The 14,044-nt window shown below is 39.1% G+C and carries 9 protein-coding genes; 7 read left to right on the top strand and 2 right to left on the bottom strand.

Translation table 11 applies throughout. From position 1 onward, the window contains the following. From EO113_RS02740 to rsmA, 5 genes are all read left to right on the top strand, one after another. On the top strand, positions 1–1,563 hold the full coding sequence (locus EO113_RS02740) for a Ppx/GppA phosphatase family protein (protein ID WP_127135496.1): 1,563 nt from the start codon (positions 1–3) through the stop codon (positions 1,561–1,563). A 10-nt stretch (positions 1,564–1,573) separates the two neighbouring features. After that, positions 1,574–3,694, top strand: a complete 2,121-nt coding sequence (gene ppk1, locus EO113_RS02735) for a polyphosphate kinase 1 (RefSeq protein ID WP_127135495.1) — start codon at positions 1,574–1,576, stop codon at positions 3,692–3,694. Between the two features lie 631 nt (positions 3,695–4,325). Next, complete coding sequence (locus EO113_RS02730) at positions 4,326–4,976, top strand: G5 and 3D domain-containing protein (protein ID WP_009372246.1); 651 nt, start codon at positions 4,326–4,328, stop codon at positions 4,974–4,976. Positions 4,977–5,274: 298 nt separating this feature from the next. Further along, complete coding sequence (rnmV, locus tag EO113_RS02725; protein WP_127135494.1) at positions 5,275–5,814, top strand: ribonuclease M5; 540 nt, start codon at positions 5,275–5,277, stop codon at positions 5,812–5,814. An 8-nt stretch (positions 5,815–5,822) separates the two neighbouring features. Then, positions 5,823–6,686: a 16S rRNA (adenine(1518)-N(6)/adenine(1519)-N(6))-dimethyltransferase RsmA gene (rsmA, locus tag EO113_RS02720; protein ID WP_127135493.1), complete on the top strand. Its 864-nt coding sequence runs from the start codon at positions 5,823–5,825 to the stop codon at positions 6,684–6,686. A gap of 77 nt (positions 6,687–6,763) precedes the next feature. Here the strand turns inward: rsmA and EO113_RS02715 are convergent, their stop codons facing one another. Next, positions 6,764–8,008, bottom strand: coding sequence for a sodium/glutamate symporter (locus tag EO113_RS02715; protein WP_009372238.1), 1,245 nt, complete (start codon positions 8,006–8,008; stop codon positions 6,764–6,766). Positions 8,009–8,458: 450 nt separating this feature from the next. Between EO113_RS02715 and EO113_RS02710 the strand changes: the two genes are divergently transcribed. Continuing rightward, on the top strand, positions 8,459–9,295 hold the full coding sequence (locus EO113_RS02710; protein WP_127135492.1) for a polysaccharide deacetylase family protein: 837 nt from the start codon (positions 8,459–8,461) through the stop codon (positions 9,293–9,295). Between the two features lie 194 nt (positions 9,296–9,489). On the opposite strand, the gene EO113_RS02705 is transcribed toward EO113_RS02710, so the two are convergent. Next, positions 9,490–11,079, bottom strand: a complete 1,590-nt coding sequence (locus EO113_RS02705) for a peptide chain release factor 3 (RefSeq protein ID WP_127135491.1) — start codon at positions 11,077–11,079, stop codon at positions 9,490–9,492. A 438-nt stretch (positions 11,080–11,517) separates the two neighbouring features. On the opposite strand from EO113_RS02705, the gene EO113_RS02700 reads away from it, so the two are divergent. Continuing rightward, positions 11,518–13,884 carry a DNA topoisomerase 3 gene (locus EO113_RS02700; RefSeq protein ID WP_127135490.1) on the top strand — a complete coding sequence of 789 codons (2,367 nt, stop codon included), beginning with the start codon at positions 11,518–11,520 and terminating at the stop codon, positions 13,882–13,884. The last annotated feature ends 160 nt before the right edge of the window (positions 13,885–14,044 follow it).

Here is a 14,044-nt window from a genome sequence, read left to right as displayed (position 1 = left end):
ATGAAACGAGTAGCATTAATAGATTTAGGATCAAACTCAGTACGGTTTGTCATTTCAGAAATTACAGATTCAGGCAGTTATCGCTTGGTATATCAACAGAAGGAGTCCATTCGCCTCAGTGAGGGTATGTGGACTCATCAAATGTTGACAAAACCTGCTATGGAACGGGCCATTAAAACATTGAAAGCCTTGTCGCATATGGCAAAGGCTATGGGAGTTACAGAGATTCAAGGTATTGCTACAGCGGCTGTGCGATTGGCTACTAATGGTCATAGTTTTATTCGTCGTGTATATGCAGAAACGGGGATTCCTTTACGTGCCATTAGTGGAGAGGAAGAGGCATACTTAGGATTTTTAGGTGTTGTCAATACCTTAGGATTAGATGATTTTATTGTGTTTGACCTTGGTGGAGCTAGTATTGAAATTAGCTTAATTGAAAATCGACAATTGAAAAAATCTGTTAGCCTTCCTATGGGGGCTCTTGTAATGACCGGACAATTTAAAGCGGGCCATGAGTTTACTAGCGTAGAATATGAAGCTATGGTGCGTCATATCCAAGAGGTATTGCATCGTGAAAGTTGGTTGAAACATGCCAAATTACCTCTTATTGGAATTGGAGGGACAGCCCGAAATATTGCCAAAATGGACCAACGGGAGAAAAATTACCCCATCCCTAAATTGCACAATTACAAGGTAAAAAAAGCGGGTATGGAGGCTTTGTTTCATCGGGTGAAAGAAACACCGTGGGAGGAACGGAAAAAGATTTCTGGGTTATCTGCAGAACGGGCTGATATCATCGTAGCAGGTATGGCCATTATTATGGAATTGATGGAGTATACAAGGGCATCGTCTATGATTGTCAGCGGTTGTGGCTTGCGGGAAGGGCTATTCTTTCAGTATTATGGAGCCAACTATTCAGCAGAGAAGTATGGGCTACCATGTCTTGATAAAAATGGCGTTATAGATGATATTGTGACCCATTCTACGTTGAATGTACTGCGCTCTTTCACACCTCACGATGTGGACCACTCTTTATATATTGCGAAATTGGCAAAACAGATTTATAAACAATGGAAAGAACTAATGCCTGAGGGAGAGCGCTTAAAATTAATCTTGAAAGTAGCTTCTTTGCTCCATGATTTAGGAAAACAAATCAACTATTACAGCCATGCAAGACATAGTGCATATATGATTATTAATAGTAACCTCTATGGATTATCTCATCGAGAACAATTACTCAGTGCTTTTATTGCATCCTACTCTCATGGAGCAAACAGTAAATTTATTAAGCAGTCTCCGTATCTCTCCATACTAAAAGAAGGAGATCGAGAGATGATACAAAAGTTGTCCTTTCCCTTAGCTTTAGCAGAAGCTTTTGAAGAAAGTCATGAACGTACCATACGTTCCTTTCAAACGTATATTACAGATAAACAAATAGATATGCATGTTGAGGTGAAAGAATTAAGCCATATTTCTATGATGGAGATGGCTATCGAAAAATTAAAAAAGCAGTGTAAGAAAGAATTTAAACGTGAATTAGTGATACATTGGAAAGTTCGTTAGGAGTGATACTATGAAAGACTTTGAGAATCCAAAGTATTATTTTAATCGTGAATTGTCTTGGCTGAAATTCAACCAACGAGTCTTGCAAGAATCTATCGACAGAAGTAATCCACTCATGGAAAAACTACGATTTCTGACCATTGGCAGCTCTAACCTAGATGAATTTTTTATGATTCGCGTATCTGGACTGCGCCATCAAGAGCAGAGTGACATTATTAAATACGATGCCGCCCATATGGATGCCAAAGCACAATTAAAAGCCATCAGTGAGGCTACAAAAAAATTAGTATCCTTGCAATATATGTACTTTCACGATATTCTAAAACGATTACAAAAAGAAGGTTTACGCTTTGTCAAAGTTAAAGATTTGAAAGAAAGTGAATTACATTGGTTATACCAATATTTTCGTACGCATATCTTTCCCGTCGTTACGCCACTAGCTGTGGATGCGAGCCATCCCTTTCCATTCTTGGTGAATAAAACATTAAACTCGGTGGTGAAGATTCACCCTATTCATGATAAAGATCAAGAGAAGATGGCTATTTTGCCAATTCCCTCTGTATTGAATCGAATTATTGAAGTACCGAATGATGTGCATCGTCACTTCGTTATGTTAGAAGATGTCATCAACTATTATTGTGAAGATTTCTTTGTGGGTCATCATATCGATTCCTTTACCACCTTCCGTGTCACACGTGATGCGGATTTAGACATCGAAGAAGAAGCAACGGATTTACTGCGGGAGATTGAAAAATCTCTTCGTCGGCGTCGTCGTGGTGAAGTGGTACGTGTGGAAGTATGTGAGCATTACGATCCACAGTTATTGGAATTTGTTTTGCAAGGATTGCAGGCAAAAAAAGAGGCCGTTTATATAGCAGAAGGAATCTTAGACGTAGCCTCCTTTGGCGAGTTTTGTAATTTACCTGGCTACGACCATTTGCGATATCCTGCTTTTACACGACGAGAACTTCCTTGCGTAACGGAGCGAGGGAATTCAGCTATCTTTGATTATATCCGCGAAAAAGATAGACTCTTGCACCATCCATTTGATTCTTTTTCCGTGGTGGAAGAGTTTGTGGCTAGAGCAGCTGTAGACCCTGATGTACTGGCTATCAAGCAAACCTTGTATCGTGTCAGTGGGGATTCTCCCATCGTAGCAGCGTTGGTGAAAGCAGCAGAGCTAGGCAAACAAGTTACCGTGTTGATGGAAGTTAAAGCTCGCTTTGATGAAGAAAATAATATTATTATGGCACGGCGTTTAGAAAAAGCTGGCTGTCATGTTATTTATGGCTTAAGAGGGCTTAAGACGCATTCTAAAATTACTATGGTGGTCCGTAAAGAAGGCGATGTACTACGCCGATATATGCATTTTGCTACAGGCAATTATAATGGGAAGACTGCTAAATATTATACAGACTGTGGCTTATTGACCTGTCGTGAGTCCTATGCAGATGATAGTTCCCTATTCTTTAATACCATCTCTGGATATGCGGAATCACAGCAGTGGCAGCATCTTATTGTAGCTCCATTGACTTTGCGATCGTCTTTAATGGATTTGATTGAGGGAGAAATACGTGCCGTAGAACAAGGTAAGGGCGGGCATATCATTGCAAAGATGAACTCTTTACTAGATAAAGAAATCATTGCTAAGTTATACGAAGCTTCTTGTAAAGGGGTCAAGATTGATCTCATCGTTCGTGGTATATGTACCCTTAGACCGGGGATTGAGGGGGTTAGTGACAATATTACTGTGCGATCCATTGTGGGGCGATTCTTAGAACATCATCGTATTTTATATTTTAAGAATCATAGCGAGAGTCCTTATTATATTTCTAGTGCTGATTGGATGCCACGGAATTTAAATGATCGAGTGGAATTAATGGTTCCTGTAGAAGATATAGCTTTACAGAAAGAATTACAACACATTTTAGAAGTTTACTTAGCGGATAATCAAAAAGCCCATGTCATGCGAGCTGATGGTTCTTATCGTAAGGTCATTGCTAAAGAAGATAAGGTATGTGCCCAACTTTCATTTCTGAATCCTAAGGATATGGAGACAACAGAAGGTATAGCCGCATTAGGCGTGTGGGAGCCAATTTTAGAATTTGACAGTACTGATCATGCTAAGTAAAGGCATAGGACTGGAAATACTTTGCAGCATATTAGATATAAGTATATACCATGTTTTAAAAGATTATGAAAGGTACTCAAAGGATGTCTATATGCGTGAAAATGTAGTGAATAAATAGTCCATGATAGCAGTAAAATAAGATATAATTGATGAAATTAGCTATAAATAACACGATTCGTGAAATTTATGGCTAATTTTTTTAAATGTACTATGGACAAATTATGATTTTTAGGAATGGGGTATTACTAAAATGCGTATCATATCAATTTTGCATTATCAATAGAACAGGGCTATTTTAAAAATACAATATATACAATCTAATCATAGATTGTATGCTATATGATGCTTATGGATATAGTTATACACATACTTTCTGATGGGTGTCAGTTAAGAGTCTATTATATGTTAAAACTATAGATAATTCAGTAATTATCAAAATGAGAATATTTGAGCATAATTAATAGCTGAATTAATCAAAATAAAATGTCTTTATACAGTGGACTAAAAATGAAGAGAGAATTCATTTTTAAATAAATAATATACTAAAAAATGGCTTTAATAGGCGTTTTTGGAGCGTATGTTTGACTTTATATATCCATCTATGGTAGAATGCCAACCATGGAGGTAATAGATGACAAATCAATTAATACAGAAAAAGCAAAAAGCAGTGCTTATGCTCACACTGTTACTAGTAGTCTTTGTTACAGTCTCAGGCTTTATGTGGAATCATGGATTCCAAACTACGAAGATAGAAACACGAACAGTAGAAGTGCCAGTAGTGGTACAATATGAACGAGTAGATACTTTACCAAAAGGTGAAGAAAAAGTTTTACAAGAAGGTACAGTAGGACTTGATGAAGTGGAAGAAGAAATTCACTATAAGCAAGGCGATGTGATAGACACAAAAGAATTACAACGTAAAACGATTACTCCAATGCAACCAAAAGTGGTTCAAGTAGGTACTCGAGAAGTAGAAGTCTCACGTTCTTATGATCGTGTGAGAGAAGTCATTACCATGGAAGCTACAGCATACTTGCCAACAGATGGTGGTGGAGATGGTATTACTGCCACAGGTATTCGTGCTCGTCATGGAGTAGTAGCTGTAGATCCTAATGTGATTCCTTTAGGAACACGAGTATATATACCTGGATATGGTGAGGCCATTGCTGCCGATACAGGTGGAGACATTGTTGGGAATCGTATTGATGTAGTGTTAGAAGACTATGGATCTGCCATGCAATTTGGACGACGCACAGTAGATGTGTATATCCTCTCTTCTTAGTCTATGTATCTATGGCGTTTTGTTTTTAACTTTATATTGATAGAAGAGCACGGCACATTCCTTCACAAACGGCACTACGTAATGTTTGTTCAGGAACATGCCGTGCTCTTCTGCATGTTTAGACTTTAAAAGTGAACGCCATAGACTACTACGTCTAATTGCGTTCGTCTCGGAGCAGCGTTATTTGGCAATTTTGGGCTATGTATGATTTGTTGTTAGATGTAGTATGATTTGTTAGAGCATGCCATAGGTTTCGATGTATGGTATAATAATAGAATACTATATTGTGGAGGAGCTTATGTTAAAACAGGTCTTGGTGGTTGAGGGAAAATCAGATATTCAACGGGTGCAACAAGCTTTAGAGGTGGAGTGTATTGCTACGGAAGGGTTTAATTTGCGTAAGCCTGTGCTCAGCCGGATTAAGGATGCCTATGAAAAGAGAGGGATCATTATTCTGACGGATCCAGATTATGCAGGTGAACGGATTCGTCGTTTTTTGACGAAGCGATTTCCGTTGGCACAGCATGCCTTTGTGCCACGAGAGGAAGCCTATGCCAATAATGATATTGGGATTGAGCAGGCAAGTCCTGAATCCATCCGTAAGGCCTTAGAAGTGCTTCACATAGAATCTATAGAATCTTCAGAGTTGTTTACGATGCAAGATTTAGTACAACATAATTTAAGTGGGGGCTCTAGCAGTGCTGCTATGAGGGCTTGTATAGGTGCTAAGCTGGGTATAGGATATGGAAATGGGAAGCAGTTTTTGTATCGATTAAATCATTACGGTATCAGCCGTGAAGCATTTTTTGAGGCACTTTCAGAAGAAGAAATACAGTAGGAGAATACATGATAGAATCAGTCATTGCAAGTCCAGAGGTTGTACATTATATATGTAAACGGTTTGGTATTCAAATGAGTAAAAAATTAGGGCAAAATTTTTTGATTAAGCGCACTGTGGTGGATAAGATTGTGCAGGCTGCGGAATTAGAAGCAGGCGATGCAGTGTTAGAGGTAGGTCCTGGGATTGGTACCTTAACGCAAGGTTTGGCACAAAGTGGGGCTAACGTTACATCTGTAGAGCTAGATAGACGTTTGTTAGAGGTCTTAGACACGACCTTAGAGGCATACGATAATGTACGCATCATTCATGGGGATGTTTTAAAAGTCAATATCCCAGAATTAATGGATCATAAACCGTTCAAGGTAGTAGCGAACTTACCATACTATATTACGACACCAATTATTATGTCTTTGCTGGAATCTAAATTACCTATTGAACGATTAGTGGTAATGGTGCAAAAAGAAGTGGCAGAGCGTATGATTGCTAAGCCAGGTACAAAAATGTATGGCGCTTTATCAGTAGCGGTGCAGTATTATACAGACCCATATATTGTCATGGATGTGCCACCTAAAGCGTTTTTGCCGGCGCCTGAGGTGACTAGTGCCGTGATTTGTTGTCCATTGCGCAGTGAACCACCTGTGAAAGTCCATAGTGAAGCGTATTTCTTCCGTGCTGTGAAAGCAGGCTTTGCACAACGGCGTAAGACGTTCAGCAACACAATGAAGACCACTGGGCTGAGCAAAGAAGCTATTGAAGCTATTTTGGCAAAAGCTAATATTGATGGATCACGTCGTGGAGAGACATTTACATTAGATGAATTTGCTCTCATCGGCAATGCTTGGTATGAATTGGAGCAAAAGAATACATAAGTACAATATTAAAAAAGGATTCCACAACAGAGGTTGTAGAATCCTTTTTCGTTTAGGGTAGTATATGGGAGAATTGATTAAATCAATTTTGCCATAAATGTGATTAAGAATGCGTTAGTAAAGTCGATGAGGAAGGCACCTACTAAGGATACGACTAACCATGCTTTTGGAGATGGACCGTATTTAGAAGCCAAGGACAACATGTTTACTAAAGCATTTGGTGTAGCGCCTAAGCCGAAACCAATAGCACCAGCACCTAACATAACGGAATCGTAGTTGCGTTTGAACAACCAGTAGATTAAGTATGCAAAGATAGTAATCAACACCATTTGTGCTGCTAAAATTGCCATTAAAGGTAATGCTAGATCAACTAATTGTGCTAATTTCAAGCTGTTGATTGCCATCGTAACGAAGATACTCAAGGAAACATTAGAAACAGCATCTAGTGCAGCACTGTTGATTGTAATATGACCAGTGAAGTCAGCATAATTTCGGATACATGCACCGACGATCATTGCCCCGATGTAAGCTGGTAATGGACCAAATACGGAAGATAGAAGGGCACTCACAAGTGTACCGAGACCAAGAGAAATACCTACGAAAGCAATGACATGCATCAAGGAATGTAAGTCGAATAATTTACTTTCACTATCGGATTCATTAATATCAATACCGTCAGCTTCTAATAATTCAGGATGATCCACTGGAGTAGGGACATTGTGCATTTTGATGATACGGTCACCTACAGGAGCACCTAATAATGTACCAGCCACCATACCGAAGGTAGCGGCTGCTATAGCAGCGGAAGCTACGCCAGGGATACCTGTTAATTCTTCAAAGTGAGGACCGAAGGCACCTGCTGTACCAAGACCGCCCATCATAGAAACGGAACCAGCCATAATACCAAAGATTGGCTCAATACCCATTGCTTTCGCAATTAAGATGCCAGCGCCATTTTGGAAGACAATCCAGATAGTACACACAATCCAGAAGAAGATAATAGCGACGCCACCTTTTTTAAGTACGTTTAGACTTGCCATAAGACCGATAGTGGTAAAGAAAGCCAACATTAAGAATGATTGCAAAGCACCATCGAAGGTAATGTTTACAATTTTATAATAAGATAAGAATGCACATAAGAATGCAAATGGTAAACCACCTACGGCTGGTGCAGGCATGCTCACACGCTGTAAAAATGGAGAATGTTTTTTGATAAATTCCCCTAAATACAATGTGACAATAGCTAATGCCACCGTTTGAATCATGGACAGTTTTAATGTCCAGATTCCATTGACTAGACTCAAGTCGATAAGACCTTTCATAGTACAACCCCCTTTGGAATAAGAAGCACATTAGATAAAACTTATGTCTTTATCATAGCATGAAATAGGGGTGTTCGTCATAGTGATTTTTGGCACTATAGTGCTTTGTATGCGCTCTTTTCATAGATAGTAAATACAATAGAAAATAGATTAATTGTAAACAATGACAGTATAAATTCTATAGAATGTAGAGAAATAAGTAGATAGTGGCATATAGATAATAATGCATGATGTATACATACCAATATTATAATGAAAAAAAATCATAAAATTAATGCAAAAAAAGTATAATAATAAAAGGAAATATGATGAATAATTCTATTACTATATGTCAAACTTATGAAAAATAACTGATAAGTTTAGCGAAGTGTGGTACTATAATAAGGATAGATTTACATCGCTATTTTAATTTTTATGTATTAAGTAAAGTTACTGACACGTGAGGTTAATGTGAAACGAATTATTTTAGGTATACTAGGGCTAATTGTGGTCATCGGTATATATTTAGGAATACAGTATCAGCGATCTTGGGATTACAAAGCTGTAGGTGTACCAGTTTTAAATTATCATCGAATCGATACAGGTATACGTCACTCCTTGGTGGTTCCCCCAGAAGAGTTTAAGAAACAAATGCAATATCTCCATGATGAGGGATATCATACAATTACTATGGATGAGTTATATGATTACGTGACAAAGGGAACGGAATTACCTGATAAACCAGTTCTCATTACATTTGATGATGGCTATATTGACAACTATAAGTACGCATTCCCTATTTTAAAAGAATACAATATGAAAGCCACCTTGTTCATGATTACTAGTGCATTTGGTGAAAGTCGCTTTGTCAATGTAGAACAGTTGAAAGAAATGCAAGCTAATGGAATCGATATCCAAAGCCATACGGTGAATCATAAAGACTTGCGAAATATGTCCCTAGACCAAGCACGTGATGAATTGATTGGCTCAAAAGCGGTGTTAGAAGATCGTATGAAGCATCCTGTTCGTTACATTGCGTATCCAGGTGGGTTTTCCAATAAAGATATAGATAGGATAGCAGAAGAAAGTGGGTATCGTATGGCTTTTACAGTACAAGCAGGGAATGTAGAGCCAGGACAGAATCTATTTAATTTGCCACGACAAGCTGTATTCTTCAATGACACACCATTTCAAAACTTTTGGGTTCGCCTTCATTATCCATGGGAAAATGCTTTTATGTGGCGTATTCATGATAAATTGTTAGAATGGAATTTAAAAGGATTAGCAGATTTGGAACCGTTGTTTTAGGAATATTTCCAGATACTGAAATGACATACAACTAGGAAGAATACATAATATATAACACATATGTGGATCAAATTAAAACCGCCTAGATGATACAAGATAGTATCGCCTAGGCGGTTTTTATGTTTACTATACATGGGGTTGAACAAATAAGAACAACCATACCGATGCGAATACGATTTTAGTTGTATTCGTACTTATGCTTCTATTTTAGGAGTATGTAGGAATGTAACATCTGGATTACGCTCTACAACCCAACCCATTTGCCATTCATTGGAGATTAGAACGACAAGACGACCACGATTATCTTTTACAATCATAGCATTGTCCATACCTTTTAAGCTGTTTACATCTACTTCACCATCGATCCAACGGGCTACGCCATATGGTAAGGAGTTGTTCACAAGATCAACGCCGTATTCGTGTTTCAAGCGATATTGTAATACTTCAAATTGAAGCATACCTACAGCACCTACCACGAAGGAATCCATAGAGTAGAGCGGTTCAAAGATTTGTACAGCCCCTTCTTGCGCTAATTGAGTCATACCTTTTAAGAATTGTTTCCGTTTCATAGAATCTTTTGGTGTTACACGAGCAAAAAATTCTGGAGGGAATACAGGGAAGTCACTGAATGTCACTTTGTGATTGGATGCACATAAGCTATCACCTACTCCCATAGTACCTGCATCGAAGACACCAATGATGTCTCCTGGATAGGCTTCATCAATGATAGTGCGCTCTGTGGCTAAGAATTGCTGTGGTTGAGATAAGCGTAAGGTTTTACCAGATTGTTGGTGAAGTACATTCATGCCTTTTTCAAACTTACCAGAACAAATGCGCATGAATACAATGCGGTCATGATGGTTCGGATTCATGTTGGCTTGGATCTTAAAGACAAAGGCAGAGAAATCTTCAGACGTAGGTTCTACCGTTTCCTCACGGGCTACACGTGGGGCTGGCATAGGAGCTAACTCCAAGAATTTTTCAAGGAATGGTTTAACCCCAAAGTTTGTCATCGCAGAACCGAAGAACATAGGTGTTAATTCACCAGCTTTTACTTTGTCTAAATCAAAAGCATCACCAGCCACATCGAGAAGTTCAATGTCATCGATTAAGGATTGATGCACCTCTTCCCCTAATAGCTCACGGAATGCTGGATCGTGCACATCGCCTTTGGTGGAGGATAGTTTCTTTTGACCATGGGATTCGTCTTTTTCAAATAATTCTACAGTATTCGTTTCCCGGTCATATACCCCTTGATACTCGCCGTTGATGCCCACAGGCCAGTTCATAGGAACCGCACGAATGCCAAGAGAGTTTTCAATTTCTTCCATCAAGTCAAATGGATTGCGTCCGAAATGGTCAATCTTGTTGACGAAGGTAAAAATAGGAATGCCACGTTCTTTACAAACGGCGAATAGTTTTTTCGTCTGCGCTTCCACACCTTTTGATACGTCGATCAACATGACAGCGCTATCTGCTGCCATTAAGGTGCGGTAGGTATCTTCAGAGAAGTCTTGGTGACCAGGCGTATCTAGGATGTTCACACGATGACCATCGTAATCGAATTGCAATACAGAACTCGTCACAGAGATACCACGTTGCTTTTCAATTTCCATCCAGTCAGATACGGCATATTTTTGTGTTTTTCTAGATTTAACAGACCCTGCCAAGTGGATAGCACCACCGTATAGCAAAAGCTTTTCCGTCAATGTTGTTTTACCCGCATCTGGGTGAGAAATGATGGCGAACGTACGGCGCCGAGTTACTTCTTCTAAAAATGTCATAATTCACCTCTATTAATACATGTGTATGTTATATACTTTCATATCTTTAAAATTATATACTATTTGAACCCTCCCTGTATAGGATATGATACTGAAAGTTGAAAAACGGCGGATATGGTTATGAATAAGATAAGTCATAGGTTTGTAAAATTCTGTGCAAAAGTAGCACTGATAGGAAATTTTAAAGGAGTATGAAAGATAGCGAGAGAAGTATGAGGTTAGAAAGTATTGTGGTTTAAAATGAGAGCTCCTACATTATCAGTATTATATGATCTGAGTAATGGGGGAGTAAATTTTTCTAAATGGAAGTTAAGAAATGGAGGTCTGTTTAATTATTTAGCTCATTCGTAGTATAATGAAAGTTAATGTAGAGAAGATTTATTATAGAATAATGTAATACATGAGTAGTAAACAGTAATGGATAGGAAAAGGGAGCATATGCGTTTATTTATTGCGGAAAAGCCTAGTGTAGGGCGTGAATTGAGCCAAGTGTTACCGGACCCACAGAGTGCTAAACGTCATGATGGGTATATCGTACAAGGTGACGATGTGATTACTTGGGCCTTTGGTCATATGCTAGAACAAGTAGAGCCAGGTGATTATGATGAGAAATATAAATTTTGGAGATTTGAATCTTTGCCAATTTTGCCCACCTCTTGGAAATTAAAAATTAAATCATCGAGTGCTAAGCAGTTTAAGGTTATTAGTGATTTAATCAAAAAAGCAACGACCATTGTGAATGCAGGTGACCCAGATAGAGAAGGGCAATTGTTGATAGACGAAATGCTCGATTATTTGGGTAACACTAAGCCAGTAGAGCGTATTCTACTGAATGCGTTAGATGAAAAATCTATGCATTATGCCTTAGATCATATGCAGGATAATAAGAAATATCAACCTTTAAAAGATTCTGCCTTAGCGCGATCCCGTGCGGATTGGTTGATGGGGATGAATTTATCTCGGGCCTATACGTTAGAGCAACAGCATTTGGGAAACAAAGTGACCTTTCCGATTGGTCGTGTGAAAACACCAACTTTGGCACTGGTGGTACGAAGAGAACGTGAGCTACAAAACTTTGTGCCTGTAGAATATTACGTGTTGCAAGTACAATATGGTCATGAAAAGGGAGCCTTTTGGGCCACTTGGAAACCGAAAGATACACAACAAGGATTGGACCCTGATGGTCATATGCTGGATCAGACTATTCTTAATGACTTGCGTGACCGTTTGATGCAATCCCCAGAAGGTACAGTTTCTTTAGTGGAAAAGAAAAAGAAAAAGGAAGGACAACGGCTGCCTTTTTCCTTATCATCACTACAAATTGTGGCGGGTAAGCTATATAACTATACGCCACAGGAAGTATTGGACATCGCACAGAAACTATATGAGAAGAAATATACATCGTATCCCCGTTCAGACTGTGAATATTTGCCAGTGAATCAACTTTCAGATGGAAAAGCAATCCTGTCAAATTTGGTCAATATGGGTCATAAGGAATTAGCTGCATGGGCAAAGGATAGTAATCCTACTATTAAAAGCCGGGCCTGGAATGATAATAAGGTTACGGCCCATCATGCCATTATTCCGACCACTGTACGTTGCCCACTGCATACCTTATCCAAAGGGGAGCAAAATATTTACTTCCTCATTGCGCAAGCCTATATTGCACAATTTTACCCAGAGTATGTATATGAGCATACTCGTATCGAAGTGACGCACCAAGAGGAACTGTTTACCACAACGGGACGTGTCGTTATCGATTTGGGCTGGAAAGCATTATATAAAAAGGTAAAATCCACGGAAGAATCAGAAGAAAATCAAGAGGATGAAGAAAAGTCATTGCCCCCTGTACGTAAAGGGGATGCTGTAACAGCGAAGGATAGCAAGGTGGACCTACGGAAAACAAAGCCACCAAGCCGCTTTACTTCAGCAACCTTGGTGCAGGCAATGAAGGAAATTCACAAATATGTAAAAGATGAAGAGTTAAAAAAACAATTAAAAGATGTATCCGGTATCGGCACAGAGGCGACACGGGCTACGATTATTGAAGATTTAATCCATAATAAAAAGAACCCTTTCCTTAAAGAAGAAGGAAAAAAGAAAATTTTAATTCCTACAGAGTCTGCCTATACCTTGGTAGATGCATTGCCAGATTCCTTGCTGTACCCTGATGCGACGGCACAGTGGGAAGAGCGCTTAGCAAAAATGAGCGAAGGAATTGAACGGATTGATGTGTTTTTAGAAGACCAAACAAAATTCGTTGTACAACTGATTGAGGAAGTAAAACGACGGGTAGGAAATACAGCTAAGATAGTAATGCCTAAGTCGGAGACAGGTGGCAAAAGAACGGGACCGAACCGAAACCCTCCCATAGCGCAACAAACAGGACGATCTTGTCCAAAGTGTAAAACAGGGGAGTTGCTCCTGCGGAAAGGAAAGTTTGGGGAGTTTTATGGATGTTCTAAATTCCCTACATGCAAATACACGGAAAATGTATTATCACCAAAGGAAGATGTATCAGGAGCTAGGGAACCAAGAGTTACCAAGGCAAACACGTCATCAATGACTAAAGTGTCGATGCCACAAGGACCTAGGGAAGAGATAATGCCTCCCATACCATTGTCGGATGGAAAAGTATTGGATGATACACATAAGGAATATACGTGTCCACGATGTAAACGGGGCTATCTAATACAGTATGAGTCACAACCTGAACCAGTTTGGAAATGTAGCGAAGGTCAAGCTTGCCGCACAAGTTGTGCCGATGTAGCGGGAAAACCAGCTATCTATGCGAATCGGAAGTAACTACATGTATTCGGCATAGTGGGTATATCAATATAAGGGACGCCTTTTTGCTGAGTAGAATATAAAAAATAGAGGAAAGTTGATGCTTTTGGTTCAACTTTCCTCTATTTTATATGTGGGCTATTTTGTTACCGTCCCTTGTATTGGGGCTGTTTGGTTA

The sequence above is a fragment of the Veillonella sp. 3913 genome, from assembly GCF_003992235.1.
Taxonomy (GTDB): Bacteria; Bacillota; Negativicutes; order Veillonellales; family Veillonellaceae; genus F0422.
The sequence above is the reverse complement of the archived record's forward strand: the minus strand, read 5'-3'. Positions and strand labels throughout refer to the sequence as shown.

Excerpts from the sequence above, each read along its gene's own strand:
- EO113_RS02740 (WP_127135496.1), top strand. The coding sequence starts at position 1 with ATGAAACGAGTAGCATTAATAGATTTAGGATCAAACTCAGTACGGTTT.
- ppk1 (WP_127135495.1), top strand. The coding sequence starts at position 1,574 with ATGAAAGACTTTGAGAATCCAAAGTATTATTTTAATCGTGAATTGTCT.
- EO113_RS02730 (WP_009372246.1), top strand. The coding sequence starts at position 4,326 with ATGACAAATCAATTAATACAGAAAAAGCAAAAAGCAGTGCTTATGCTC.
- rnmV (WP_127135494.1), top strand. The coding sequence starts at position 5,275 with ATGTTAAAACAGGTCTTGGTGGTTGAGGGAAAATCAGATATTCAACGG.
- rsmA (WP_127135493.1), top strand. The coding sequence starts at position 5,823 with ATGATAGAATCAGTCATTGCAAGTCCAGAGGTTGTACATTATATATGT.
- EO113_RS02715 (WP_009372238.1), bottom strand. The coding sequence starts at position 8,008 with ATGAAAGGTCTTATCGACTTGAGTCTAGTCAATGGAATCTGGACATTA.
- EO113_RS02705 (WP_127135491.1), bottom strand. The coding sequence starts at position 11,079 with ATGACATTTTTAGAAGAAGTAACTCGGCGCCGTACGTTCGCCATCATT.
- EO113_RS02700 (WP_127135490.1), top strand. The coding sequence starts at position 11,518 with ATGCGTTTATTTATTGCGGAAAAGCCTAGTGTAGGGCGTGAATTGAGC.